Source organism: Micromonospora sp. 4G55, assembly GCF_016803375.1.
In genome coordinates this window covers 1-2,494 of record NZ_JAEVHN010000807.1, presented here as the reverse complement: position 1 = coordinate 2,494, position 2,494 = coordinate 1, and the positions used below count along the sequence as shown (strand labels likewise).

Below are 2,494 nucleotides of genomic sequence, written 5' to 3'. Positions count from 1 at the left end.
ACGGCGATGACCACCTCCCGCCCGCCGTCGGACTCCGCGGTCAGGCTCTGCCCCCGCGCGGCCAGCGCCACCGCCGGCGTACGCGGCGCGGGGGCGCCCCAGCACCGTGCCGTCGGGCAGGAAGACGGTGACCGGCCGCCCCGACTCGGCGACGAGTTGCTCGACGTGATCCGGACGTGCCGAGCTCGGCGGCCCTGGACGGCGATGACCACCTCCCGCCCGCCGTCGGACTCCGCGGTCAGGCTCTGCCCCCGCGCGGCCAGCGCCACCGCCGGCGTACGCGGCGCGGGGGCGCCCAGCACCGTGCCGTCGGGCAGGAAGACGGTGACCGGCCGCCCCGACTCGGCGACGAGTTGCTCGACGGTGATCCGGACGGTGCCGAGCTCGGCGGTGCCGACCACCGGCACCAGGCTCTGCGCGTCGGCCGTCGCGCGCACGGTCGCCCGGTCCTCGGCGACGGTGCGGACCAGCAGCGCCAGCGGCACCAGGAAGGCGATCAGGGTGAGCACGCTGACCGACGCGACCAGCAGGGCCAGCCGTCGTCTCACCCGACGGTCCCGGGCGGCGGCGCCAGCCGCACGCCGACGCCGCGGACGGTGTGCAGGTAGCGGGGCTGCTGGGCGTTCTCGCCGAGCTTGCGGCGCAGCCAGGACAGGTGCACGTCGACGGTCTTGTCGGCGCCGCCGTACGGGATCCGCCACACCTCGGTGAGCAGCTCCCGCTTGGTCACCACCTGCCCGGGCCGGCCGGCCAGGTGGTGCAGCAGGTCGAACTCGCGCGGGGTCAGCTCCACCGGGACCCCGTCCAGGCTGACCAGGCGGGTACGCGGGTCGATCCGCAGTCCGCCGACCACCAGCGCCGGGTCGGCGTCCCGGTCCTCCGGGGCGGCCCGCCGCAGCACCGCGCGGGCCCGGGCGTCCAACTGCGCCGCGGTGAACGGCTTGACCACGTAGTCGTCCGCCCCGGCGTCGAGGATCCGGACGATCTCCCGCTCGTCGTCGCGCGCGGTGGCCACGATGACCGGCACGGAGCTGACCGCCCGGAGCATCCGCAGCAGCTCGGCACCGTCCAGATCGGGCAGTCCCAGGTCGAGCACGACCAGGTCCGGCCGGTCCTCGAGCGCGTCCCGCAGGCCGGTCAGGGCGGTGGAGGCGGCGGCCACGGCGTGCCCGCGGTCGCGCAGCGCGCGGATCAGCGGCGTACGGATGGTGAGATCGTCCTCGATCAGCAGCAGGCGGGCCACACCTGGCAGGCTAATCCGCGCCGCCGCTGCCGGCCGCCCGCCGCAACCCTCCCTTAACCCTGCCCTGGGCGCGCCGCAACCCGACGTCGGGCAGACTCGGGGAATGCCCGGTCGCCCCCTGCTCGCCGTGCTCGGTTGGCTCGCCACCGCGGTCGCCGCGCTGCTCATCGGCCTGGCGGCGATCCGGCTGGTCGGCGAGAGCATCAGCGGCACCCCGGGTGGCGTACGCAGCCAGGAGGAGGTGCGGCGGGCGCTCGCGACGGCGCCACCCGTCCGCCGGCCGGGGTCCACCCCGCCGGCCGCCGGCCCGACACCCTCAGGCGTCGCCGTCACCTCGACCGCGGGCGCGCGTCGGGGTGCTGGGCCACCAGCGGCGGGACAGCGGTGGCCGAGTGCGGGGCCGTCGGGGGGTGCGGCTGGTCTCCTGGGCGCCGGCGCAGGGCTACCGGGTCCGCGATGTCGACCGGGGACCGGACGAGCACGTCGAGGTCCGCTTCGCCGGCCCGGAGGGCGAGGACGAGCTGAGGGTGGTCTGCGTCGGTTCCCCGCCCGTGCCCCAACGCCGCCACTGAGCCCGGACACGGGCGCACGGCGCCGCCCGACCCCTGGGTCGTCACGTCGCCGCGCTCCGGCCGTCTCCCACCACCGCAGCCCTTCGGCGGTACGCCAGCGGGGACCTGGCTCGACAGCCGCGCGTACGCAGCCGTCAGTGTGGTCGATGCCCGTTGCGCGGGGCGGCAAACCTCCGGCGGGTGGGGAATTCCACGATCTGCGAGTCCCGGCGTGACGGAGGCCCGGGCCGGGTATGAGCGCGCCATGGAGCATTTCACGATCGCGACCGTCGCCCAGAAGAGCCCGGACTTCCGCCGGGTGCTCTGGACCGGTGAGAAGACCCAACTTGTGATCATGACCATCCCGCCGGGCGGCGAGATCGGTGAGGAGGTGCACGACGGGATCGACCAGATCCTGACCTTCGTCAGCGGTACCGGCGAGGCGCGGGTGGCGGGGGAGACCAGGGAGGTCGTCCAGGGCGATCTGGTGGTGGTGCCGGCCGGCACCAAGCACAACTTCGTCAACACCGGGCCGAACCCGCTGGTGCTCTACACCGTCTACGGCCCGCCAGAGCACGCCGACCAGGTGGTGCACCGGACGAAGGAGGAGGCCGACGCGGCGGAGGCGGCCGGCGAGGACGAGCCGCCGACGTCCGTGACCGCCCCGGCGGCGGTCCACCGGCCCCGCCCGACCGGCCCG

General features: G+C 75.7%; 3 protein-coding genes and 1 pseudogene. 2 read left to right on the top strand and 2 right to left on the bottom strand.

The genetic code is table 11. From position 1 onward, the window contains the following. Positions 1 to 548 (bottom strand): annotated as a pseudogene (locus JNW89_RS34515) (hypothetical protein); the annotation flags it as partial. After that, a complete protein-coding gene (locus tag JNW89_RS34510) occupies positions 545 to 1,243 on the bottom strand; it encodes a response regulator transcription factor (RefSeq protein WP_238452224.1) in 699 nt (232 codons plus the stop codon). The gene JNW89_RS34510 and the pseudogene JNW89_RS34515, both read right to left, overlap by 4 nt. Before the next feature lie 392 nt (positions 1,244 to 1,635). On the opposite strand from JNW89_RS34510, the gene JNW89_RS34505 reads away from it, so the two are divergent. Together JNW89_RS34505 and JNW89_RS34500 are read left to right on the top strand one after the other, a co-directional pair. Then, positions 1,636 to 1,815, top strand: coding sequence for a hypothetical protein (locus JNW89_RS34505; RefSeq protein WP_238452223.1), 180 nt, complete (start codon positions 1,636 to 1,638; stop codon positions 1,813 to 1,815). A gap of 244 nt (positions 1,816 to 2,059) precedes the next feature. After that, the coding region (locus tag JNW89_RS34500; protein ID WP_238452222.1) for a cupin domain-containing protein at positions 2,060 to 2,494 on the top strand (435 nt) is incomplete at its 3' end.